Origin of the sequence: Terrabacter sp. Root181, assembly GCF_001428505.1 — a bacterium.
In the GTDB taxonomy this organism is placed as follows: Bacteria; Actinomycetota; Actinomycetes; order Actinomycetales; family Dermatophilaceae; genus Terrabacter.
Genome location: NZ_LMHU01000005.1, coordinates 395,057 through 417,106 on the forward strand (window position 1 = coordinate 395,057; position 22,050 = coordinate 417,106).

25 protein-coding genes are annotated in these 22,050 nt (G+C 73.0%); 13 read left to right on the top strand and 12 right to left on the bottom strand.

Annotated elements, in window-relative coordinates; all coding sequences use genetic code 11:
- Positions 1 to 6: 6 nt before the first annotated feature.
- The 5 genes from ASD90_RS23790 to ASD90_RS10745 all read left to right on the top strand — a co-directional run bounded on the left by ASD90_RS23790 (position 7) and on the right by ASD90_RS10745 (position 5,199).
- Positions 7 to 954 (top strand): hypothetical protein, encoded by a 948-nt coding sequence (locus ASD90_RS23790; RefSeq protein WP_056755679.1) that lies wholly within the window; start codon positions 7 to 9, stop codon positions 952 to 954.
- 47 nt (positions 955 to 1,001) lie between these two features.
- A complete protein-coding gene (locus tag ASD90_RS10730) occupies positions 1,002 to 1,442 on the top strand; it encodes a YciI family protein (protein ID WP_056755681.1) in 441 nt (146 codons plus the stop codon).
- A gap of 52 nt (positions 1,443 to 1,494) precedes the next feature.
- Entirely contained in the window at positions 1,495 to 2,820 is a 1,326-nt protein-coding gene (locus tag ASD90_RS10735) for an RNA polymerase sigma factor (protein ID WP_082588634.1), read from the top strand.
- Between the two features lie 118 nt (positions 2,821 to 2,938).
- On the top strand, positions 2,939 to 3,772 hold the full coding sequence (locus ASD90_RS10740) for a uracil-DNA glycosylase family protein (protein WP_056755685.1): 834 nt from the start codon (positions 2,939 to 2,941) through the stop codon (positions 3,770 to 3,772).
- Entirely contained in the window at positions 3,757 to 5,199 is a 1,443-nt protein-coding gene (locus ASD90_RS10745) for an amidohydrolase family protein (RefSeq protein ID WP_235506556.1), read from the top strand. The genes ASD90_RS10740 and ASD90_RS10745 overlap by 16 nt, the downstream gene beginning before the upstream one ends.
- 107 nt (positions 5,200 to 5,306) lie before the next feature.
- Here the strand turns inward: ASD90_RS10745 and ASD90_RS10750 are convergent, their stop codons facing one another.
- Positions 5,307 to 5,759, bottom strand: a complete 453-nt coding sequence (locus tag ASD90_RS10750; protein WP_056755689.1) for a helix-turn-helix domain-containing protein — start codon at positions 5,757 to 5,759, stop codon at positions 5,307 to 5,309.
- Between the two features lie 107 nt (positions 5,760 to 5,866).
- Here ASD90_RS10750 and ASD90_RS10755 point away from each other — a divergent pair, with 107 nt between their 5' ends.
- Positions 5,867 to 6,247, top strand: coding sequence for a TIGR03618 family F420-dependent PPOX class oxidoreductase (locus tag ASD90_RS10755; protein ID WP_056756409.1), 381 nt, complete (start codon positions 5,867 to 5,869; stop codon positions 6,245 to 6,247).
- The gene (locus ASD90_RS10760; RefSeq protein ID WP_056755692.1) at positions 6,244 to 7,116 is read left to right on the top strand and encodes a hypothetical protein; all 873 of its coding nucleotides are present in this window, start codon (positions 6,244 to 6,246) and stop codon (positions 7,114 to 7,116) included. Before ASD90_RS10755 ends, ASD90_RS10760 begins: the two co-directional genes overlap by 4 nt.
- A 145-nt stretch (positions 7,117 to 7,261) precedes the next feature.
- On the opposite strand, the gene ASD90_RS10765 is transcribed toward ASD90_RS10760, so the two are convergent.
- The 7 genes from ASD90_RS10765 to ASD90_RS10795 all read right to left on the bottom strand — a co-directional run bounded on the left by ASD90_RS10765 (position 7,262) and on the right by ASD90_RS10795 (position 13,414).
- Positions 7,262 to 8,305 (bottom strand): TerC family protein, encoded by a 1,044-nt coding sequence (locus tag ASD90_RS10765; protein ID WP_056755695.1) that lies wholly within the window; start codon positions 8,303 to 8,305, stop codon positions 7,262 to 7,264.
- Between the two features lie 173 nt (positions 8,306 to 8,478).
- Positions 8,479 to 9,171 carry an NADPH-dependent F420 reductase gene (locus ASD90_RS10770; protein WP_056755697.1) on the bottom strand — a complete coding sequence of 231 codons (693 nt, stop codon included), beginning with the start codon at positions 9,169 to 9,171 and terminating at the stop codon, positions 8,479 to 8,481.
- 173 nt (positions 9,172 to 9,344) lie between these two features.
- Complete coding sequence (locus ASD90_RS10775; RefSeq protein WP_056755700.1) at positions 9,345 to 10,802, bottom strand: HAMP domain-containing sensor histidine kinase; 1,458 nt, start codon at positions 10,800 to 10,802, stop codon at positions 9,345 to 9,347.
- A complete protein-coding gene (locus ASD90_RS10780; protein ID WP_369793591.1) occupies positions 10,799 to 11,722 on the bottom strand; it encodes a response regulator transcription factor in 924 nt (307 codons plus the stop codon). The genes ASD90_RS10775 and ASD90_RS10780 overlap by 4 nt, the downstream gene beginning before the upstream one ends.
- Positions 11,723 to 11,794: 72 nt before the next feature.
- Complete coding sequence (locus ASD90_RS10785; RefSeq protein WP_056755706.1) at positions 11,795 to 12,292, bottom strand: DedA family protein; 498 nt, start codon at positions 12,290 to 12,292, stop codon at positions 11,795 to 11,797.
- 54 nt (positions 12,293 to 12,346) lie between these two features.
- On the bottom strand, positions 12,347 to 12,907 hold the full coding sequence (locus ASD90_RS10790; protein WP_056755709.1) for a cysteine hydrolase family protein: 561 nt from the start codon (positions 12,905 to 12,907) through the stop codon (positions 12,347 to 12,349).
- A 90-nt stretch (positions 12,908 to 12,997) separates the two neighbouring features.
- Positions 12,998 to 13,414: a VOC family protein gene (locus tag ASD90_RS10795; RefSeq protein WP_056755712.1), complete on the bottom strand. Its 417-nt coding sequence runs from the start codon at positions 13,412 to 13,414 to the stop codon at positions 12,998 to 13,000.
- 62 nt (positions 13,415 to 13,476) lie between these two features.
- Here ASD90_RS10795 and ASD90_RS10800 point away from each other — a divergent pair, with 62 nt between their 5' ends.
- The 5 genes from ASD90_RS10800 to ASD90_RS10820 all read left to right on the top strand — a co-directional run bounded on the left by ASD90_RS10800 (position 13,477) and on the right by ASD90_RS10820 (position 17,365).
- Entirely contained in the window at positions 13,477 to 14,286 is an 810-nt protein-coding gene (locus ASD90_RS10800) for an AraC family transcriptional regulator (RefSeq protein ID WP_200958599.1), read from the top strand.
- A gap of 140 nt (positions 14,287 to 14,426) precedes the next feature.
- A complete protein-coding gene (locus ASD90_RS10805) occupies positions 14,427 to 14,855 on the top strand; it encodes a DUF2000 domain-containing protein (protein ID WP_056755714.1) in 429 nt (142 codons plus the stop codon).
- A gap of 30 nt (positions 14,856 to 14,885) precedes the next feature.
- Positions 14,886 to 15,743 (top strand): RNA methyltransferase, encoded by an 858-nt coding sequence (locus tag ASD90_RS10810; RefSeq protein ID WP_056755717.1) that lies wholly within the window; start codon positions 14,886 to 14,888, stop codon positions 15,741 to 15,743.
- Between the two features lie 140 nt (positions 15,744 to 15,883).
- On the top strand, positions 15,884 to 16,519 hold the full coding sequence (locus ASD90_RS10815) for a VOC family protein (RefSeq protein WP_056755720.1): 636 nt from the start codon (positions 15,884 to 15,886) through the stop codon (positions 16,517 to 16,519).
- Between the two features lie 135 nt (positions 16,520 to 16,654).
- Positions 16,655 to 17,365 carry a hypothetical protein gene (locus tag ASD90_RS10820; protein ID WP_157610577.1) on the top strand — a complete coding sequence of 237 codons (711 nt, stop codon included), beginning with the start codon at positions 16,655 to 16,657 and terminating at the stop codon, positions 17,363 to 17,365.
- 71 nt (positions 17,366 to 17,436) lie between these two features.
- On the opposite strand, the gene ASD90_RS10825 is transcribed toward ASD90_RS10820, so the two are convergent.
- Genes ASD90_RS10825 through ASD90_RS10840 form a run of 4 tightly spaced genes read right to left on the bottom strand, consistent with a single transcriptional unit; the run spans position 17,437 to position 20,985 of the window.
- Complete coding sequence (locus tag ASD90_RS10825; protein WP_369793592.1) at positions 17,437 to 19,983, bottom strand: heavy metal translocating P-type ATPase; 2,547 nt, start codon at positions 19,981 to 19,983, stop codon at positions 17,437 to 17,439.
- Positions 19,984 to 19,985: 2 nt separating this feature from the next.
- Complete coding sequence (locus ASD90_RS10830) at positions 19,986 to 20,207, bottom strand: heavy-metal-associated domain-containing protein (protein WP_056755730.1); 222 nt, start codon at positions 20,205 to 20,207, stop codon at positions 19,986 to 19,988.
- A 40-nt stretch (positions 20,208 to 20,247) separates the two neighbouring features.
- Complete coding sequence (locus ASD90_RS10835; RefSeq protein WP_056755733.1) at positions 20,248 to 20,529, bottom strand: metal-sensitive transcriptional regulator; 282 nt, start codon at positions 20,527 to 20,529, stop codon at positions 20,248 to 20,250.
- Between the two features lie 48 nt (positions 20,530 to 20,577).
- A complete protein-coding gene (locus ASD90_RS10840; RefSeq protein ID WP_056755738.1) occupies positions 20,578 to 20,985 on the bottom strand; it encodes an MmcQ/YjbR family DNA-binding protein in 408 nt (135 codons plus the stop codon).
- Positions 20,986 to 21,204: 219 nt separating this feature from the next.
- Between ASD90_RS10840 and ASD90_RS10845 the strand changes: the two genes are divergently transcribed.
- Positions 21,205 to 22,011 carry a bacterial transcriptional activator domain-containing protein gene (locus ASD90_RS10845; protein ID WP_056755741.1) on the top strand — a complete coding sequence of 269 codons (807 nt, stop codon included), beginning with the start codon at positions 21,205 to 21,207 and terminating at the stop codon, positions 22,009 to 22,011.
- The last annotated feature ends 39 nt before the right edge of the window (positions 22,012 to 22,050 follow it).

Sequence of the window (22,050 nt, forward strand, 5' to 3'; positions counted from 1 at the left end):
ACCCCCGTGCCGATCGTCTTCGTCCACGGCGTCGCGGTCCGCGACGAGGACCCGGGTCTGGCCCGGGCGACCCGGGCCTTCGGCGAGGTGCCGTGGCCGACGATCGAGGCGCACCTGCGCGAGCACGTCGCGCCCGCAGTCTCCGACGACCCGGGCGGGGTGCCGATCATGCGGGTCTACTGGGGTGACCTCGGAGCGCACTTCGCGTTCGGAGGCCGCTCCCTCGTGTCGCGGCCCCTCGACGTCCCGGCGGCCGCCGAGGAAGTCGCCGCCGCCGCAGCCGACGTCGCCTCCGGTGCAGCGGCCGCGGCACTTCCGGACCTGACGGGCGCGGACGCCGCGACCGCGTCACGGCGCGTCCGGCGACTGCGCGGCGCGGCGACCTCCCTGCGGCGGCCGCTCGAGGACTTCGTGCCGGTCTTCCTCGGTGACGTCATGACCTACATCTCGACGCGAGGCAGCGCCGAGTCGCCGGGGCCCATCATCGAGCGCGTCCTGGCCGGCCTGGACACCGCGGCCTTCGCCGCCGAGAGCCGCGGCGAGCCGCTGGTCGTGCTCACCCACAGCATGGGCGGGCAGATCGTCTACGACCTCGTCACCCACTTCCTGCCCCGGATGCCGGAGCACCGGGGCATCCGCATCGACTACTGGTGCGCCGCCGCGTCGCAGGTCGGCCTCTTCGAGGAGCTCGGGCTCTTCCTCGAGAGCGCGCCCGACCGCGGACCCGGCCCGGCGGCATACCCTCCCCGCGAGCACCTCGGCGGCTGGTGGAACGTCTGGGACCACGCCGACCTGCTCAGCTTCCGCGCCGAGGGCATCGTCGACGGCGTCGACGACTCGGCGTTCTTCGCCGCGGGGAGCCTCGCGACCGACCACTACCGCTACCTCGCCAACGCCGACTTCTACCGGGCTCTCGCCCGTCGTGTCGAGAACTCGCTGTCCCGTTCGACGTAGGGATGAGGCGGGGGCCTGACCCGCACCGACAGCACGAGGAGACCGTCATGCGCTTCATGATCATCGTCCCCGCCGGCCCCGACTCGGAGCAGGGCTCGACCGGCACGCAGGAGCAGTTCGCCGACATGCAGGCCTACAACGGGGAGATGCTCAGGGCGGGCGTCTTCGTCGACGGCCAGGGCCTGCACCCGTCGTCCAAGGGTGCGCGCGTCAGGTGGGAGGACGGTGACTGGGTCGTCACCGACGGGCCGTTCGCCGAGGCCAAGGAGCTCATCGCCGGCTTCACGATCATCGACGTCAGCTCGCGAGAGGAGGCGCTCGAGTGGCTCCGGAAGTGGCCCGTGTCGTGCGTGCCCGGCCCGGGGCAGGCGCTCGAGCTGCGCCAGGTCTTCGCGGCCGAGGACTTCGGCGACGAGTTCACCCCTGAGATGCGTGGGCGCGACGAGCAGATGCGCGCGGAGGCCGCCCGCAACGCCGCGCGCGGCTGACCGTCGGCCGGGCCGGCAGCTGCACGACACCGGTCCGTGCCAGAGTGTCGGGGTGTCATCCACCGCCGACCAGACCGACGAGGGCAGGGCCCGAGAGCCGCACCCGACATCGTCCGACGACGTCCAGCGCACCCTCGAGGCCGTCTGGCGCATGGAGGCCGCCAAGGTCACGGCGATCGTGGCCCGCGTCGTCGGTGACGTCGGCCTCGCGGAGGACCTCGCGCAGGACGCCTTCGTGCAGGCGCTCGAGCAGTGGCCCCGCGACGGCATTCCGACCAAGCCGGGTGCATGGCTCACGTCGACCGCCCGGCGGCGGGCCATCGACCGCATCCGGCGCGACGTCAACCTCGCGAGCAAGCTGCAGCAGGTGGGACACATGGAGGAGCTGAGGGTGGCCGAGCTGGCCGAGGGCGACTTCGACGCCGCGCTCGAGGACATCGACGACGACGTCCTCGGCCTCGTCTTCGCTGCCTGCCACCCGGCACTCACCGCCCAGGCGCGGATCTCGTTGACCCTGAGGATGATCGGTGGACTGACGACCCGAGAGATCGCCCGCGCCTTCCTCACGACCGAGCCGACGATCGCCCAGCGCATCTCCCGCGCGAAGAAGACGCTGAGCCAGGACGGCGTCACCATCGAGATCCCGTCGGGCGCCGACCTCGCCCCGCGGCTGGCGTCGGTCCTCGAGGTCGTCTACCTCATCTTCAACGAGGGGTATGCCGCCACGTCGGGTCGCGACTGGGTGCGCGGCGACCTCATGGAGGAGGCCATCCGGCTGGGCCGCGTCCTGTCGGCTCTCGCTCCCGGCGAGCCCGAGGTGCACGGCCTCCTCGCGCTCATGGAGATCCAGGCGTCGCGCACCCGTGCCCGCATCGGCCGCGACGGCGAGCCGGTGCTGCTCCTCGACCAGGACCGCACCACGTGGGACTGGGCCCTGATCCGTCACGCCCTCGCCGCCCTCGACCGGGCCGTGTCGCTCGTCGACGCGTCGCAGGGCGTCACCGGTCCCTACGTGCTGCAGGCCGCCATCGCTGCCTGCCACGCCCGCGCCCGCACCCCGGATGCCACCGACTGGGCGCGCATCGCCGGCCTCTACGCCCAGCTCGCCGCGATCCGCCCGTCGCCCGTCATCGACCTCAACCGTGCCGTCGCGCTGTCCTACGCCGAGGGTCCGGAGGCCGCGCTCGAGGTCGTCGACGGGCTCGTCGCCGCCGAAGCCCTCGCCGACTACCACCTGCTGCCGAGCGTCCGCGGCGACCTGCTCGCCCGGCTCGGCCGCGACGACGAGGCGCGCGCCGAGTTCGCCCGCGCAGCCGGCATGACCCAGAACGACGCCGAGAGGGCCCTCCTCCTGCGTCGCGCGGCCGGCGAGGACTGAGGCCGGCCCCGACCGGACCGACGGCCGATCCGCCGATCCGCCGACGGGCTGGATGTATCAGGACTACCGTCGAACCACCCTGCACTGACAACGGCTGTCGATCGGGTGGAGGTCTGCCATGGCCGTGGTGCACCAGAGCTGCGTCGGCTACGGCGCCGAGCCCTTCGCGTCGCTCGTCGCCGACTATCCCGGCGACGACGTCTACCCCGCGGCCGACTTCCGCACCGAGTGGGGCCCGGTCTTCCACCGTGGCCGCCTCGACGGCAGCGCCCGCGTGCTCGTCCTCGGCCAGGATCCTGCGACGCACGAGGCGATCTCGCGCCGCATCCTCGTCGGTGAGGCCGGCCAACGCGTCCAGGGGCTGCTGGCCAAGGTCGGCGTCCACACGGCATACGCGATGGTCAACGTCTACCTCTACAGCGTGTTCGGGCAGGCGGCCGGAAGCCGGCACGCCAAGGACGCGGCCATCGCCGCCTACCGGCACCGCTGGCTCGACGCCCTGCTCGTCGGCACCGACGTCACGGCCGTCGTCGCGCTCGGCGACCTCGCGTCGACGGCGTATGCCGCGTGGGCGCGGACCCAGCCCGACACCGACGCGGCGCTACACCTGGCAGCGATCCGGCACCCCACGTACGCAGAGGGATTCGCGCGCGCGTCAGGCAAGCCGCTCGCCGAGACGACCGCCGCGCAGCTCGCGAACTGGAACGACCACCTCGCCGACCTCGCCGCCCACGTGACCCCCGAGGGGCCGGGCGACCTGACGCCGTACGCCGCCACGTGGGGTCCCACCGACCTCGCCCCGATCCCCGAGGTCGACCTCCCACCCGGTGCTCCGGCGTGGTGGCGGGACGTCGACGCGTGGGCGGCCCGCACCGGCGAGGACAAGCAGACGAAGCGCGCGACGATCAGCGTCGTCGTCCCGAAGGGAGCCCGCACATGGCCAGCTCTGTGACCCGCCCGGCGCGGCCAGCCGCCGGCACGAAGTCCGCCCTCGAGCACTGGGGGCCGGGCGGATCGGGCCGCGGCCCGGGGCCGTTCGCCAAGGCCTACGCCCGCGGCATCACCGAGGAGCTGCCCGAGCCGCCGCGCCGGTCTCGCGCGCTGCCCCCGGCGCCCTTCGCGCTGCACGGCGCCGTCATCACCCCCGACGGGGCCTGGTCGAGCGGCTACGTCACCGTCGCGAACGGCCTCGTCGACCGCGTCTCCAAGCGCAAGCCGACCGACGTCGCCGTGCTCGAGACCGACGGCGTCATCCTGCCGGGCCTGCTCGACCTCCACGGCCACCCGGAGTTCAACGTCTTCGCGGCCTGGGAGCCGCCCAAGATCTACGACAACCGCTACGCGTGGCGCCGGTCCAAGCCCTACCAGGCGCTCGTCCGCGACCCGCAGAACATCCTCCTGACCCAGGTGCCGCCGAAGACGCAGACCCGCTACGCCGAGGTGCGCGCCCTCGTCGGCGGCGTCACCGGCATCCAGGGAGCGTCGGGTGCGAGCAGCGCGTCGTCCGAGCCGCTCGTGCGCAACATCGACCAGTGGGCCTTCGGCGCCCACCGTGCACGGTCGATGATCGACCTGCCCTCGGGGTCGTTCGGGCTGCCGAGCTTCGAGGCGGTCATGGCGCGCATCACCGCGGGTGACGTCAACGCCTTCTACCTGCACCTGTCCGAGGGCCGACGCGGGGATGCCGTGAGCGCCAAGGAGTTCCAGCACTTCCTCACCCTCGGCGGGGCGACCCCGGCCACGAACATCATCCACGGCAGCGCCCTGACCGCCGACGACCTGCGCACCGTTGCCGGGCTCGGCTGTCGGCTCGTCTGGTCGCCCCAGTCGAACCTCCGGCTCTACGGCGAGACGACCCTCGCCGGGGAGGCCATCGCGGCCGGCATGCCCGTCGCCCTCGGCGCCGACTGGCTGCCGTCGGGCTCGACGAGCCTGCTCGCCGAGATGAAGGTCGCCCGCCGAGAGCTCGCGCGACAGGGCCACCCGGTCGCCGCCGCCGACCTCGTCGCCATGGTGACCTCGGTCGCGGCCCGGCTCGCCGGACTCGACGACCACCTCGGGTCGCTCGCCGTGGGCCGCCCGGCCGACCTCGTCGTCCTCGAGCGGCACCTCCCGGACCCCTACGAGAACGTGTGCCTCGCCGACCCGTCCTGGGTCGACCTCGTGTGCATCGGCGGCGACGTCACCTACGGCCGCGCCGACTGGTTCGGGCAGCTCTCGGGTGCGGCGACCGGCACGACGATCGAGGACCTCACCGCGTGGGGCAAGCCGATGCGTCTCGACACCGGCTTCCAGGGCGGCACGGACGTGCCCTCGCTCTCGGCCGTCCGCACGGCGCTCACCGCCGCCTACCCCGCCGTGGGCCCGATCTTCGCCTGACGGCATACGCCCCCGCAGGCGCGGTTCCACATCTGAGGCACGCCTGGGGGACGGCCACCCATCGCGTCGTGTGTGTCCCTGACCCGACGTGTGCGGCTGCGGTCGGGTCAGGTGGCCGCTCCGGGACCGGGCAGCACGTCGACGTCATCGGCGTGCATGGGGTCGCCGCAGCGGCTGCAGCGCGGGTCGACGGACGCGATCTCGCCACACGCGTGGTGGCGGTAGAGCACGGGTGGACCCGCCGAGCCCGCGAGCCAGCGGTCGCCCCACCGCGCCATGACCATGAGCATCTCCACCAGCTCGGTCCCCTTCTCGGTGAGGTGGTACTCGAAGCGGGGGCGGGCGTCGTAGGGACGACGCTCGAAGACGCCCTGGTCGACGAGATGGTTGAGCCGCTCGGTGAGCACCTTTCGAGAGATGCCGAGGTCGGCTTGGATCTGCTCGAACCTCGTCAGGCCGACCCAGACGTCACGCAGGATCAGCGGCGACCACGGCTCGCCGATGACGTCGAGCGTGCGGGCGATCGAGCACGTCATGTCGCCGAACTGGGTGCGCTGCATGGGACCAACCTAGCATTCGGGGTTCCCTGAAGGAACTCATGCTGTTACGGTCAACAAGTCTCTTGAAGGAACCTCGGAGACTCTGCCCATCTGTGAAGGAGCACGACATGCTCGACGACGACGTCCGCACCGTCCTGGACGGCACCCCCATCGCCCACCTGGCCTCGACCCTTCCCGACGGCTCCCCACACTCGGTGCCGCTGTGGATCGGCACCGTCGGAGACCGCGTCGCCTTCCTCACCGGACCCGGCTCCCGCAAGGCCCGCAACCTCCGCCGTGACCCCCGGGTCGCCATCTCGCTCACCCCGCCCGACGCCCCGTTCACGCCCGTCGTGCTGCGGGGCCGCCTCGTCGAGTGGCTCGACGGCGACGCCGGCTGGGCGGCTGTCGACGACCTCTCGATGAAGTACGTCGGTGCCCCCTACGGCCGCGACGAGGAGCGGGTCGTGGCGCTCGTCGAGGTCGAGCACCAGAAGCTGGGGATGTGACGACGATGCGTGACGGCGACGGCCTGACCGGCCTGACCGGCCTGACCGGCCTGACCGGCCTGACCGTCGCGACCGACGAGCAGGTGCAGGAGCTGGCCGGGACCGCGCGGACCTTCAGCCTGCTCGTGCTGCGCTGGGCGCCCGGACGGCACCACCCTCCCCGGTCGGACCTGAGCGCCCGAACACGATCCGAACACGACCCGCACCGAGGCTTCACCTGCGTGCGCGAACGTAGGGGCATGAACAACGACACCCGCCGGACGACCGGCCTCCTGCGCTCATCGACGGCCCTCGGTGCGGCTGTCCTCGTCCTCGGCAGCCTCGCCCTCGGGGCCTGCTCCAAGACCGACGCGACCGGCACCGCTGCCAGCGCCATCGGCGCCGCGCCGCTCGAGCAGGATGTCGCCGCGACCGATGGCGACACCATCGACCTCGTCTCGGCAGCCGTCGAGACCCCGGCCACCGCCGACGCCGCCCAGGGTGCCGACGCCGCCCAGGGCGGCAAGGGCGACCGCAAGGGCCTGCGCGTCCGGATGATGCGCGCCCTGCACGGCACCTGGGTCACCGACAGCCCGACCGGCCCGGTGACCCACCAGGCGATCCGGGGCGACGTCACCGCCGTCTCCGCGACGTCGGTCACGGTCAAGGCCAAGGACGGCTTCTCGCAGACGTTCGCGGTCTCCGGCGACACGAGGGTCCGGGTCCGCGCCAACGGCAAGGGCGCCGACTCGACGATCGGCGCCGTCAAGGTGGGCGCGAAGGCGCTCGTCGCCGGGGTCGGCGCGACGAACCCGACGGCGCGAGTCGTCGTCTTCAAGGTCATGACGTCCCAGCCCGGCGGCTCACCCTCCCCGAGCGCGACGAGCTGAGGCGCGGCACCCCGCCGGAGACGGGCCGGACGGGGTGCGGCAGACGAGGGAGGCGCCCCGCACCCGGCGGGACGCCTCCCTCATGACGGTCGGGACGGCATACGACCGCGTATGCCGTGTGGCCGGCCGGACGGCATACGTCCCCTCAGGCGTGCGGCAGCGGCGACGGCTCGTCGTCGGGCTCGTCCGCCTGCTCGGCCTCGGTCCGCCGGTTGGCGAGCAGGCTCGTCACGGTGACGACGGCGAGGATGCCGATGATGACCGCGAGTGAGAGCAGCGTCGGGATCTCCGGGACGCCCGGCCACACCCCGTGCGCCCAGTGCAGGACGAGCTTGACGCCGATGAACGCGAGGATGAGCGACAGGCCGTGGCCGAGGTGGACGAGCTTGGCCAGGGCGCCCTCGAGGACGAAGTAGAGCGCGCGCAGGCCGAGCAGCGCGAACGCGTTGGTCGCGAAGACGAGGTAGGCGTCGCCGGTGATGCCGTAGACGGCCGGTACGGAGTCGATGGCGAAGACGATGTCGGTGCCGAGGATCGCGACGGCGACGAGCGCGAGCGGCGTCAGGGCGCGCCTGCCGCCGTGGCGGACCGTGAGGCGGGTGCCCTCGTAGGTGTCGGTGACCGGGTAGAAGCGGCGGATGAGCGTGACGCTGCGCAGCTGGTCGACGTCCATGCTGTGGTCGGTGTGCGAGAGCGCGTCACGACCGACCTTGACGGCCGTCGCGAGCAGGATCGCCCCGAAGAGCAGGAAGGTCCACGCGAAGCTCGCGATCATCTGCGCGCCGAGGGCGATGAAGACACCGCGCAGGACGAGCGCCCCGCCGACGCCGATGAGCAGCACCCGCTGGCGCAGCTCGCGCGGCACCGCGAACGCCGAGAGCAGGATGATGAAGACGAAGAGGTTGTCGACCGACAGCGACTTCTCGACGATGTAGCCGGTGTAGTACTCGACGCCCTGCTGGGAGCCGTACTGCCACCAGAGCCAGCCGCCGAAGGCGACGGGGATCGCGATGTAGAAGGCCGACCAGCCGACCGCCTCGCGCATGCTCGGGTCGTGCGGGCGTCGGGTGATGAGGAAGTCGATGACGAAGAGGGCGGCGACGCCGGCGATGGTTGCGATCCACAGCGTCGGCGAACCGATCGACTCGGTGGGCGGCGCCGGGGTGGCGGCGGACAGGGCAGTGAGCATGGGTCTCCTCAGAACGTGATGTCTGAGGTCTCCTTCACCGACTGCCGTCGGCCGCGGACCGGGGTGGTCGTCGGACCACCGTACTGACCGGAGCGCGCGAGGAAGTACTCCCCTCGGGGCCTAGTCTAGGTGGGCCCGGTCCGGTCCCCAAATCCCTGTCGAGAGTTGGCCGCTCAGGCCTCGTGCGGGGCTCGGGTGGCCCGCATGGCCCGACCGGCGACCTCGTCGGAACCGGCCGGGCGTGCGCCGGCCGTCCAGTCCTTCTCGTCGGCGGCGTACTGGAGGCCGTATGCCGACTGGTCGGGCTGGGTGCGCCAGCCCTCGGCGAGCGGGCCGAGGTCGAGGGTGTCGTAGCCGATGGCGTCGAGGGCCCGGCGCACGGAGTCCTTGGCGGCGGCGTCGTCTCCGGCGATGGCGAGCGCGCTGCGGTCGTCGGAGCCCGACGGGCGGGCGAGGTCGCGCAGGTGCTGGAAGTAGATGTTGTTGAAGCCCTTGACGACGTGCGACTGCGGCAGGTGCGCCTGGAGCAGCTCGGAGCTCGTCGTCGAGCCGTCGTCGAGCACGTCGATCCGGCCGTCGCGTCCGGGGTAGTAGTTCATCGTGTCGATGACGACCTTGCCCGCGAGCCCGTCGACGGGGACGTGGCGGTAGGCCTTGAGCGGGATCGTCACGACGACGAGGTCACCGGCTGCGGCCGCTTCCTGCGCCGTCGCGGCCCGGGCGTGCGGCCCCAGCTCGGAGACGAGGTCCGCGAGGGTCTCGGGACCCCTGCTGTTGCTGAGCACGACGTCGTGTCCGGCCGCGATCGCGAGCCGGGCGACGGTGCTGCCGATGTTGCCGCTGCCGATGAAACCCCAGGTGGTCATGCCTGCTCAACCGTCGGGGTGGCCGCCCCATTCCGCCGGCCGGATGATCCGACGTCCGGTGTGGTGATCACCCCACCGGACGCCGAACCATCCGCGGCACCACGGCGCGTGACCGGGCCCGTGACGCTGGTCGACCGCGTATGCCGTCCGCTGCGCCTGCGCCTCAGGCGCGGTCAGGGAGTGCTGGCGGTGCGCGTGGTTGCGGTGGGCGTGGTTGCGGCGCGGGCGGTCGCGTCGGTCCCGGCGCGGGCCGCGGGGTGGTCCGGCAGGCGCAGCGTGAAGCGGGCACCCCCTTCGGCCGCGTGCCCGGCCTCGACCGTCCCGCCGAGGAGCTGGGCGAGCCGCCCGACGATGGCCAGACCGAGCCCGGTGCCGACGGGTCGGATGCCGCGGTAGCGCTCGTGCAGGACCGACGGCTCGAAGGCGACGGGCAGGTCGTCGTCGGTGAGGCCCGGTCCGCCGTCACGGACCTCGACGACGAAGTTGGACGGCGTGCCTGCCTCGCGGCGCACCTCGACGACGATCGGGCGGCCGGACGGCGTGACGCGCAGGGCGTTCTCGAGCAGCCCGTCGACGAGCTGGCGCACGCGGGCCGGGTCGGTGACGGCCCAGGCGTCGGCCACGGCCGGGACGAAGGTGAAGGCCACCCCGACGGCGGCGCACCGCCGCGACCACACGGACTCGACCTCCCGGCCGAGGGCGACGAGGTCGGTGCGCTCGGGACTGACGCTCGGGCTGTCGGCGCCGAGCCGGGCGAGGTCGAGCAGGTCGCCGACGAGGCGCTCGAGACGTTTCGCCTCGGTGAGCACCACCCCGCCGACCCGGGCGGTCTCCTCGGTCGGCACGACGCCGCTGGCGAGCGACTCCGCGTAGCCGCTGATGCCGGTCAGTGGCGTGCGCAGGTCGTGCGACACCGACAGCAGGAAGTCGCGCTGGCGCCCCTCGGACCGGGACAGCGAGCTCGACAGCGAGTTGAGCGCGCTCGCGACCTCGGCAACCTCGTCGGGCCCCTCGACGGGGACCTGCACGTCGCGGTGCCCGGCCGCGAGGGCATGCGCCGCGTCGGCCGTGCGACGCAGCGGCCGGGACAGGCGACGGGCCACGGCGACGCTGACGACGACGGCCACGACGGCCGCGATGGCGAGGGCGAGGAGCACCCGGCGCACGAGCCGGTCGGAGTCGGCCGTGGCGTCGGACCGGCGCTGGACGAGGATGATGCCCCCGGCGTCGGTGGGCCGCCCCTCGACGAGGACGAGCGTGCCGCCGAGGTCGTCGCGGGTCGAGATGGTGCGCCCGGCAAGGAGCGCCCGTTGCCGCGCCGGGGTGAGGGCGTCGCGGGCCAGGGCGCTCGTCGACGTCACGGCGCCGCCGCGTCCGATGCTGGCCGACTCGACCCCGAGGGCACCCAGGGTGCGGACGGCCTTGGCCTGCGAGGCCCGGGCGACCACCCCGGAGTCGGCCCGTTCGGCGCTCGCGTCGGCGATCCTCGACAGCGTGCGCCGGGCCGACTCGTCGGCCGACGTGCGGGTCAGGCCGACGGCGAGCAGGCCGGCGAGCAGGGCCGTCAGCACGGCGATGCCGACGGCGAGCAGGACGATCCGGCGTGACAGCGACCCCCGCACGGTCGTCACGGGTCGAGCCGTCCGGTGCCGGTCCGGCCGATGGCGTCGGTGTCGGTGTCGGTGTCGATGTCGGTGTCGGTGTCGGTGTCGGTGTCGACAGCGTCGGCGGTGTCGCCCCTCGCACCGGCGTCCCGGTCGGGTGGAAGGTCGGGTGGAAGGTCGGGTGGAAGGTCGGGTGGAAGGTCGGGGGCGCGGTCGGCGGCGTCGCGGGGGGCCCGCTCGGCGGCATACCCGACGGAGCGCACGGTCCGGATCGGGCTGGCGTCGCCGAGCTTGGCGCGGACCTGGGCGACGTGGACGTCGACGGTGCGCCCGCCGGCCGTCGCGGCATACCCCCAGACGTCGCTGAGCAGCTGCTCACGCGTGAAGACGACGCCGGGCCGCCGCATGAGGTGGCTCAGGAGGTCGAACTCCGTTGCGGTGAGGGCGATCTCGCGACCGGCGACCCGGACCTCGTGGCTCGTCAGGTCGATGCTCAGATCACCGACGCGGAGCATCTCGGGCGCCATCGCGTCCCCGCGGGTGCGTCGCAGCACGCCCCCGAGTCGTGCCACGAGCTCCCGCGGGGAGAAAGGCTTCGTGATGTAGTCGTCGGCGCCGAGCTCGAGGCCGACGATGCGGTCGACCTCGTCGTCGCGGGCCGTCACGAAGAGCACCGGCGTCCAGTCGCCCCGACCCCGGAGGCGGCGGCACACCTCGATGCCGTCGAGGACCGGCAGGCCGATGTCGAGCACGATGGCGCTCGGTCGCAGGTCGCGCGCGGCGTCGAGGGCACGGGCCCCGTCGCCGACCACCTCGACGCCGTAGCCGGCCGCCCGGAGGTTGAGCCGCAGCACGTCGGCGATGGCCGGCTCGTCCTCGACGACGAGCACGAGGCCGCGCGCCGGCTCCGGACGTCGGTCGGGGCTCGCGCCGGGATCGGTGGACACGTTCGCAGCGTAGTGAGCCCGGACGGCGCCCACGTCACGCTCGTGTTCGGGTCGTGTCAGGAGGCGTGGCGCTCACTCGAGTGGGACGGGGCGCTCACTCGGCTGGGTGCGGGTGCGGGTGTGGGTGCGGCGCCGGGTGGCGAGCCAAGCGGCGACGGCGACCACGACCAGCACGAGGACGGCGACGCCCCACCACGACCCGGCCTCGGCGGCGAGCCAGGCCTGCACCACGGCCAGACCCACCGTCGCGTAGAGCACCGCCCACACGGCCGACCCGGCGATGGCGGCCGGCAAGTAGTAGCGCAGCGGCATCCGCATGACGCCGGTGGTCAGGTGGATCGCGGTCTGGATGCCGACGGTGAGGTAGGAGAGCGTGACGGCGAAGGGACCGAACCGTCGGAGCATCGTCTCGGCGCGGCCGGTCACGTCGCCGTGCGTGCCACGGTGGCGACGCCAGCCGGCGATGGCACCACGACCGACCCAGTACGTGCCGTTGGACCGCACCATGGCGCTCGCGAAGAGCGCCAGGAACGCCTGCCAGAAGGGCAGGGCGGCCAACGTGTCGAGCATGGCTCCAGCCTAGGCGGGCTCGCGTCGAGGTCCCTCAGAGGTCGCGCCGCCCGGTCAGCGGGCGCGGAAGTCGACCTCGGCCGTGGGCGTCACGTCGCCCGTGCGTCCCGGAGCCTCGGACCACGACCAGTAGACGTTGGTGTGGGCGATGACCTGCTCGGGTGAGACCGGAACGCCCCACTGGCGGAGGTCCTCGGTCGTGTGGGCGTCCTCGACGAGGGTGGTGTCGTAACCGCGGACGAGCGCGCCGTGGAGGGTCGACCGGATGCACGCGTCGGTCTGCGCGCCGGTGACGACGACCCGCCCGACCTGTCGTTCGGCGAGGATCGCCTCGAGGTCGGTGTCCTCGAACGAGTCGCCGTAACGCTTGTGGACGAGCGGCTCGGACTCCTCGCGGGTCAGCTCCGGGACGTACTGCCAGCCGTCGGTGTCCATCGGCATGTTGTCGTCGGAGTGCTGCACCCAGATGACCGGCACGTGCTCGGTGCGGGCCTTGTCGACGAGGGTGTTGATGCGGCCGATGACGCCGTCGCGGTCCCAGGCGCCCGACACGACGTCGTTCTGGACGTCGATGACGAGCAGGGCGGTGTTGGGTCGTCCGTCGAGGGTGGTCATCGTGCCTCCTGGTCCCGCGACCCCGGCGCGCCGGTGCCCCGGGGTCTCCGTCGTCCCGACGCTACGCCGAGCCGCCGACAGGCAGGAGCGTCAGGGCGCGACGAGAAGGCAGAACGGGTGGCCGGCCGGGTCGGCGAGCACGACGAGCGGCTCGCTCTCGTCGTCGGTGCGGTCGAGCAGCACCTCGGCGCCCAGCGCGAGGGCCCGCTCCCGGTGGCGGTCCAGCTCGGCGACGCTCGGCACGGCGTAGTCGATGTGCAGCTGCATCGGCACCTCGTGGCTCGGCCACGTCGACCGGGGGAGTGCCACGTCGACCCGCTGGAACGCGAGGCGCCGCACCCCGTCGGCGTCGAGCAGCACGAGCCAGTCGGCGTCGTCGGGCCCGTCGGCCGGGGGCTCGTGGCCGGATCGGTAGTGCAGTCCGAGCAGGACTCGGTAGAACTCGGCCAGGCCCCGGGCGTCCGTCGTGTCGAGCGCGGTGTGCATGAGGCGCGGGAAGTCGGTCACGGGCCCTCCTCCGTCGTGGTCGACCTCCACCCTACGAGCCGAGACCGGGTTACCGTGCCCGAGTGGGAGCGCCGATCGACCGGACCGCGTCGTGGCGCCCGGACGTGGCCGGGATCGCCGAGGTCTTCCACGCGCAGTGGCACGACCACGCGTATCCGGGGCACACCCACGACACGTGGACCCTGCTCGTCGTCGACGACGGCGTCATCGGCTACGACCTCGACCGCCACGACCACACGGCCGTGCGCTCGGGCGTCACGCTGCTGCCACCGCACGTCGTCCACGACGGCCGCGCCCTGACGTCGACCGGCTTCCGCAAGCGTGTCGTCTACCTCGAGGAGGACGTCATCGCGCCCGACCTCGTCGGGTCGGCCGTCGACGCTCCCCTGCTGCCCGATGCCGCTCTGCCCGAGGCGGTTTCGCGGCTCGACCGCGCGCTCGTGGCGCGCGACGACCTCGAGGCCGAGTCGCGCCTCGCCCTCGTCGTCGAGCGGCTGAACGCCCATCTCGTACGCGGTCGCCGGGCTGCCGCGGTCCCCGCGCCGCCGGCACCCGGACCGGTCGCCCGACTCGCCCGTGAGGCCCTCGACGCCGACCCCGTCGGAACCCCCGGGATCGCCGCGGTGGCGGCCTCGCTCGGCGTCACGACACCGCACCTGGTGCGCTCCTTCGCCGCCGCGTACGGCCTCCCGCCCCACGCGTACGTCATCGGTCGGCGTCTCGACCTCGCCCGACGACGGCTACGCGACGGCGTCCCGGCAGCGCTCGTGGCGACGGAGGCCGGCTTCTACGACCAGGCGCACCTGACGCGGCACTTCCGCCGGTTCCTCGGCACGACACCCGCCCGCTACCAGCGCTCCTCCGCCCCCTGAACCTCCACACGGCAACACACCGAGCAGGTCACAACCCACCGGGTTCGGACTGCGGGGTGTTGTGACCTGCACGGTGTGTTGCGGGGGAGGGTCAACGACGTACAAGACGGTGGCCCGCGCGACCCCGCAGGCTGGGGGCCATGGACGACCTGCTCACCCCGCCCTTCGACACCAAGATCGCCGTCCTCGTGCGCGACGACCTCGAGCCCTGGCAGCGCCTCAACGTCACGGCGTTCCTCGTCAGCGGTGTGACGGCCGCGCACCCCGAGCTCGTCGGGCAGCCGTACGCCGACGCCGACGGGCACGCGTACCTCCCCCTTCTCGGGATGCCCGTCCTCGTCTTCGAGGGTGGCGCCCCGACGCTGACCGCGGCGCACGAGCGGGCGCTCCGACGGGGGACGGCGCTCGCCGTCTACACGCGCGCGATGTTCGCGACCGGGCACGACGCCGACAACCGCGCGGCCGTCGCGTCCGTGCCCGCCGCCGACCTCGACCTCGTCGGCCTCGCCCTGCACGCCCCGAAGAACGCCGTCGACCGCATCCTCAAGGGCGCCCGCCTCCACCCCTGACGTGCACGCGAATGGGATGCTGGGCCTGCCATGACGAACGCGACCCACTCCTCCCACGAGCCGACCATCACGTCCGCGTCCAACCCGCGCCTCAAGGGCCTGCTCGCCCTGCGCCGGCGGCGCACCCGCGAGGAGACCGGGCAGACGCTCGTCGAGGGCTACGAGGAGATCGGCCTCGCCCTCTCGGCCGGCGTGCGGCCCGGCACCGTCTACGTCTGCGAGGAGCTCTTCAGCCCCGCCGGCCGCGCCGGGAGCCAGGACATCGGCCACCAGACCGACCTGGTCGCGCGCCTGCGTGACGACCGCGTCGAGGTCGTGCACCTCAGCCGCAGCGCCTTCGAGAAGGTCAGCTACCGCGAGGGCCCCGACGGGCTCCTCGCCGTCGTCGACCGCATCGGCGTCGCCCTCGACGACCTGCGCGTCGACGGGGCCGACCACCTCACCCTGCTCAGCCAGGGCGTCGAGAAGCCCGGCAACCTCGGCGCCATGCTCCGCACCGCCGACGCTGCCGGGGTCGACGCCGTCGTGGCCGCAGACCCCGTCACCGACTGGGGCAACCCCAACGTCGTGCGCGCGAGCAAGGGGACCGTGTTCGCGGTGCCGGCCGCGAGCGCGACGACGGCCGAGGCGCTCGACTGGATCGCGACGAACGAGATCCGTCTCGTGGTCACGACCCCCGAGACCGACCTGCTGCACACCGACGTCGACTACACCGGCCGCGTCGCCATCGCGGTCGGCAGCGAGAAGCACGGCACCGACCGCACCCTGCTCGACGCCGCCACCCACCGCGTCCGGATTCCCATGCACGGCAAGGCGAACAGCCTCAACGTCGCCGCGTCGGCCGCGATCGTGCTCTACGAGGCGGTTCGTCAACGCGACGCGCGCTGACCGGGCGGCCCTCCGGGAGCCCGCGGGACGGCATACGAGGTGACGCCCAGGTTTCATTCATGTGACGCGTGTGACGAGCCCCGCAGGGGACAGGGAGGGGTGGTCAAGAGCACCCCTTGGCGTGTGTCACGATGTTCTGTATGCGAGTTGACCACGTCTCCTATGCAGCAGAGGCCGGTGGCCTCAAGGCCACGGCCGCCCGGCTGTCCGAGCTCATCGGCGTCGCCCCTGTCGACGGCGGGGTGCATCCCCGGTTCGGCACGCGCAACGTGATCTTCCCCCTGGCCAAGGACCACTACCTCGAGGTCGTCGAGGTGCTGGACCACCCGGCCTCCGACAAGGCGCCCTTCGGGCAGGCCGTCCGTGCCGCCTCCGAGGCCGGTGGCGGCTGGCTCGGCTGGGTCGTCGCCGTCGACGACATCGTCGTCGTCGAGCATCGCCTCGGTCGCGAGTCGGTCCCGGGCAACCGGCACCGCCCCGACGGCACCGAGCTCAAGTGGCGCCAGCTCGGCATCAAGGGCCTCATGGCGGACCCGCAGGTCCCCTACTTCATCGAGTGGGACGACATGACGGTGCACCCCTCCGCGGGCGCCGACACGTCGGTCTCGATCGACAACCTCCAGATCGCCGGTGACCCCAAGCGCGTGCGCGAGTGGCTCGGCCCGGAGGACACCTTCGACAAGGGCGGCATCGACTTCACGTTCGTCGCCCCGCACGGCACGCCGGGTCTGCTGTCGGTCACCTTCGACACCCCGGCCGGCAAGGTCACCATCTGACCGAGCCACCAGCTCGCACGCGAACGGCGGCCACCCTTCGGGGTGGCCGCCGTTCGTCGTCCCGATGTCGTATGCCGTGTCGCGCGGCGGCCGGTCGCGCCCGGGTTCGCCGGGTGGCCGGGTTAGGGTGCCTGGATGCCCCAGGAGCCGGTGCAGGAGCGCGACGGTCAGGTCCACAGGTGGGGGAGGCGCCGCCCGGTGCCGAGCCTCGACCTCGAGGCGCTGCCGCGCGACGTCCGCGCTGCCGTGGAGGCGATGGTCGCCGGGCAGGAGGTCACGCTCCGCCGCGACGGACGCGAGATCGGCGTGCTGGTGCACCATCCGAGCGTGCTGGTGGGCACCGTCCTGGGTGGGCCGGAGCCGGAGCGGGCCGGTCGCGGGGACGACGACGGTGGTGGTCCGGAGCGCGTGCCCGAGGGCGTCATGGTGGTGGCGACGGCGACGAAGCTGTCGAAGGCCGCTCGCCAGCGACTCTCCGACGAGCTGGGCGACGGCTACGTCGTGCTCGACCTGCTCAGGGCCCCGACGAGCGCCGACGTCGTGCTGACCCACCCGGTGAGCCCGCAGCTGCTCGGGTCACTGCGAGGGATGTTCCCCCAGGCCCGCATCATCGTGACCGAGATCGAGGACGACGAGCTCGGTGTCAGCGCACCGGGACCCGTGAGTCGGTTGCTCGACGCCGGGGCCTCGGCCTACCTGCCGCCGCGGCCCCTCCGCGAGGTGGCCGCCAACGTGCACGCCTACCTCACCGGCTCCGGTGCGCCGCAGCTGACTGCTGGCGGCTCGGACCCGGCACCGGTGGCGGCCCTGCCGTCGTCGGCCGAGGAGACCGCACCACCCGGTTGAGGTATTCCGCCTGCAGTATCGGCGGGCCGAATACCTCAAACCGCGGGGTCGTGAGGTGACCGGGGGCCCCGTCAGCGGTGCCAGCGCTTGAGACGCAGCGAGTTGCTGACGACGAGCACCGACGAGAGGGCCATCGTCGCGCCGGCGATCATCGGGTTGAGCAGGCCGAACGCGGCGAGCGGGATGGCGGCGGTGTTGTAGCCGAACGCCCAGGCGAGGTTCTGCTTGATGATGCGCAGCGTCGCGCGGGAGAGACCGATGGCGTCGCCGACGGCGTCGAGGTCGGTGCGCACGAGGACGATGTCGGCGGAGTCCATGGCGACGTCGGTGCCCGAACCCATCGCCAGGCCGAGGTCGGCCTGGGCGAGCGCGGCCGCGTCGTTGACGCCGTCGCCGACCATGGCGACGACCCGGCCGGACGTCTGCAGCTCGGTCACGACCGCGTGCTTCTCGGCGGGCAGCACGTCGGCGCGCACGTTGCGGGCGTCGATGCCGACCTGCTCGGCGACGCTGCGCGCGTTGGACGCGCTGTCGCCGGTCAGCAGGTAGGGCGTGAGGCCGAGCGCCCGCAGCCGGGCGATGGCGGCCGTGGACGACTCACGCACCGTGTCCTCGACGGTGAGGGCCGCCCGGGCGACGCCGTCCCAGCCGACGAAGACCGTCGTGCCGGCGTGGCTCCGCGCGTGCTCCAACAGCTCGGGGTCGACGCTCTCGAAGAGGACGGCCTTGCCGACGGTGACCTCGGTGTCCTTGATCCGGGCGGTCGCGCCCTCGCCCGGGTTGGCCTGGAAGTCGTGGATGCGCGGCAGGTCGAGCCTGGCCAGCCGCGCGCCGTCGACGACGGCCTGCGCGATGGGGTGCTCGCTGCCCTGCTCGACGGCGGCGGCCGCCGTGAGCGCTGCCTTCTTGGAGAGCTTGCCGCGCACGGCGATGCTCCGCAGCCGCAGCTGACCCGTGGTCACGGTGCCCGTCTTGTCGAGCACGACGGTGTCGACGCGGCGGGTGTCCTCGAGGACCTGCGGGCCCTTGATGAGGGTGCCGAGCTGGGCGCCGCGGCCGGTGCCGACGAGCAGGGCGGTCGGCGTGGCGAGACCGAGCGCGCAGGGGCAGGCGATGATGAGGACCGTCACGGCGACGGCGAGCGACGTGCCGAGGTCGTGGCCCGTCAGGAGCCACGCGACGAAGGTCACGACCGCGATGACGAGGACGACCGGGACGAAGATCGCAGAGACGCGGTCGGCGAGGCGCTGGACGTCGGCTTTGCCGGTCTGCGCGGTCTCGACGAGGCGCTGGATGCCGGCGAGCATCGTGTCGGCGCCGACCTTGCGGGCCTCGACGACGATGCGTCCGGTGGAGTTGATCGAGCCGCCGGTGACGTCGTCGCCGGGGGAGACGTCGACGGGCGTGGACTCGCCGGTGACGAGGCTCGCATCGACGGCGCTCGACCCGTCGCGCACGGTGCCGTCGGTCGCGACCTTCTCGCCCGGGCGCACGACGAACTGGTCGCCGACGACGAGCTGGTCGACGGGGATGCGCAGCTCGCTCGTGATCCGCGACTGCGGGTCGATGCGCAGGACGGACACGTCCTTGGCGCCGAGGTCGAGCAGCGAGCGCAGGGCGTCCTTGCCGGAGTCCTTGGCGCGGGCCTCGAGGAAGCGGCCGACGAGCAGGAACGTCGTGACGACCGAGGCGACCTCGAAGTAGAGGTGCATGCCGCCCTGGAGCAGCTCGACGACGGAGTAGCCCCAGGCGGCGAGCACGCCGATCGAGACGAGCGTGTCCATCGTCGACGCGAGGTGCCGGGCGTTGACGGCGGCGGCGCGGTGGAAGGGCCAGGCGCACCAGAAGACGACGGGCGTCGCGAGGACCAGCTCGAGCCATGGGCTCGCCGCGAACTCGGGCAGCACCATGGCGAGCAGCAGCACCGGGATCGTCAGGGCGATGGCGACGACGAGCCGGGGCTTGAGGACGTCCTGCGCGGGGGTGTGGTCGAGGTGGTTCTCGCCGGCACCGCCGTGGCCCGCGTGGTCCGCGTGGCCGGCGTGGCCGGCGTGGTCCGCGGGGGCGGCGTGGTCCGCGGGGGCGGCGTGGCCGGCGTGGCCGGCATCACCCGAGCCGTGGGTGTGCGGTGCGGGCCGGGCGTCGGACTTCACGGCTCCGGCCCCGGCTGTGGTCGCGGCCGTGGCGGCCGCGGATGCGGCGGACGCGTCACGGACCTTCTGCCGGGCCAGCTCCTGGGCGCGCAGCTTCTCGAGGAGGGCTCCGGCTGCAGGTTTTGCGGGCTCGTCGCCCGCGGTCGCGACGGGGGCACTCTCGGGCGACACGGCATACGCGGTCGGCGTGGTGGTGGCGGCGGGGCGGGCGGGGCGCGAGCCGTCGATGACGGTGGCGCCGTAGCCGGTCTTCTTCACCTCGGCGACGATCTGCTCGACCGTGACCGGGGCGGTGAACGAGACGAGGGCCTTCTCGGTGGCGAGGTTGACGGTCGCGGACTCGACGCCCGCGACCTTCGAGAGCTTGCGCTCGATGCGGGCCGAGCAGGAGGCGCAGGTCATGCCGGTGATGGCGAGCCGGACCTCGTCGGGGGTCCGCTCGGTGGTCACCGGTGCCCGGCCCATGCTCATCGGAGGCTGTAGCCCGCCTCGGCGACGGCGTCGGCGACGACGGCCGGGTCGAGGGGGGCCTCGCTGGTGATGGTGACGGGCGAGTCCTCGCCCGGGTGCAGGTCGACGGCGACCGCGACGACGCCGGGCAGTGCGGACAGCTCGCCGCTCACGGCGGAGCTGCAGTGGCCGCACGTCATGCCGGCGACGGTGATCTCGGTCTGGGTGGTCTCGGTCATCGTGGTCTCCTCGGACGGGATGGACGGTGGGGCGGAGGGCTCAGCTGCGGACAAGTCGTGCGATGGCCTCGGAGGCCTCGCGGACCTTCTCGGCGGCGGCCTCGTCGGACTCCCGGGCGGCGTCGACGACGCAGTGGGCCACGTGGTCCTCGAGCAGCCCCAGGCTGACCGCCTGCAGCGCCTTGGTGATCGCGCTGACCTGGGTCAGGATGTCGATGCAGTAGGTGTCGCTGTCGACCATCTTCTGCACCCCGCGGACCTGCCCCTCGATGCGGCGCAGCCGCTTCAGGTAGTCGTCCTTGCTGCCGGTGTATCCAGCCATGGCACCTCCTCGTCGTCAACAGGATACCCCTCTGGGGTATTCCGTCCGTCATGGACCGTCGAGCAGCTCCTTCGCCAGTCGCTTGGGCGCCTTGGTCAGCCAGGCGTCGGTCACGACCTCGCGGATCTCCTCCGCCGTCAGCCTCCCGAGGTCGCGCTCGAGCAGCAGCACCGCGTTGTAGCCGTTCCAGTGCGGCGTCGTGAACCACGGCGAGTCCGGGTCCGAGACCATCGACTCCTTGTCCTCGGCCGTGCACGTGAAGGCGAGGACGTCGTCGTACGGCTCACCCGTCTCGGGGTCGAACGCGTCCTTGCGCGGGCCTCGCGCGAACGCGAACGTCCTGCCGCGCACCGCGAACGACGGTCGCCCTCCCGACGGCGGGTCGCGCGTCACCTCGGGCAGCGCGGCGGCTGCCTCGTCGATGTCGCGGAGCCGGGCGGGGCGCGAGCGGGCCATGCCCTCGCACGTTAGCCCGCCAGACGGCATACCTGAAGGGGCCACGCGGGGCGGCCTGCAGCCGTCGGCGGATCCGGCCGAAGCGGTCACGAAACATGCGGTTCGGGCGTATTTTCTTGGGTGAGCAGCCCACCTCGATGTGTGGGGGTTAGCGTGGCCGTCTCGGGGCTCAGACTGAATCTTCTCGGTGCTCCGACGCTCGTCTCGGGAGACGATCCCGTGGCGCTGTCGCCGGGTGCCGCGGTGCTCGTCGCCTATCTCGCGCTCGCACCGCGCGAGGGGCGCCGGCGCGCGGTCGCGGCTGCCCAGCTCTTCTCCGACTGTCCGGAGGACTCCGCCCGCCGCCGGCTCAACACGGCCGTCTGGCGCCTGCAGTCCGAGGTGCGCGCGAGCACGGGCGTCGAGCTCGTCGGCCGCTCCGGTGGACGGTCGGTCGCGCTGAGCCCGGGCGTGCCGATGACGGTCGATGCCGTGCGCTTCGAGGACCTCCTCGCGCCTGTGCTGCGACGCAGCGTCGTCGACCTCATGGACGACGACGTCCGACGGCTCGAGGACGCCGTCGCGCTGCACCGCGGTCGCCTCGTCGAGGTCTGCGACGACGAGTGGGTGCTCGGCGCACGCCACCGCATCGAGACCCTCTACCTCACCGCCCTCGACTACCTCGTCCAGCACCACGGCACGCGCGGCGACGTCGCGGCGGTCGACCGCTACGGGGCGCTCGCGCTCGCCATCGAGCCGCTGCGCGAGGACGTCCACCGCCACCTCATGGGCGCCTACGCCGCGTCCGGTCGGCACGACCTCGTCGAGCGGCAGTTCGAGCAGTGCCGCCTGACGCTGCTCGCCGAGCTCGGCGCCGACCCGATGCCCGAGACGGTCGCGCTCTACGCGCGGATCACCCGTGGCGACGCCGGGCAGGCCGCCTCGGTCGCCGCGCTCGTCGCCGAGCTCGAGCGGGCCCGACGCGAGGTCGTGCGGCTCGCCGAGATCGTCGACCGCGCGCTCGACCGCCTCCACCGCATGCCCTGACGGGCACCGAGGGCGTATGCCGTGTCGCCGGGGTGGCGG